The following is a 416-nucleotide window of genomic DNA, read 5'->3' as shown; positions in this document are numbered from 1 at the left end:
ATGATTAGAATTTATCAATTGTAGAATCAATTTATATTTGTTCCAAACATAAAAAAGTAATGAACATACATTTTTTGTATTTTTTATTATATATTCAATCAAAAAAAGTTTAACTCATCAATCATTTAACAAATACAACAGAAGTGAGTGTAACAATAAATTCTGAAAAAGGAGAGAATGGAACTAGGTTAGTAAATAATCATAGAAGTGGTAATATATTTAGTTTAATAAAGAAATATATTGTTTATATTGTAATTATGCATTTAATTTACATATTTAGAAATAATTTATTTGTTAAATGATTAAAAACTGTTCTCTTACTAATATATGCTTTTTTAGTAATCTCATCTATACTTTTACCCTTTCTTGCCATTCCAAGAATCTTAATTTCAGTAGGAGTTAGATTGCTATAATAA

At 21.4% G+C, this 416-nt stretch carries 1 protein-coding gene; it reads right to left on the bottom strand.

From position 1 onward, the window contains the following. Positions 1-268 precede the first annotated feature (268 nt). A partial coding sequence (locus tag BT993_RS06855) for a LuxR C-terminal-related transcriptional regulator (RefSeq protein WP_279625222.1) occupies positions 269-416 on the bottom strand: 148 nt, incomplete at its 5' end.

It is taken from the genome of Streptobacillus ratti (genome assembly GCF_001891165.1).
GTDB classification, from domain to species: domain Bacteria; phylum Fusobacteriota; class Fusobacteriia; order Fusobacteriales; family Leptotrichiaceae; genus Streptobacillus; species Streptobacillus ratti.
This window is presented reverse-complemented; position numbering and strand designations above follow the sequence as displayed.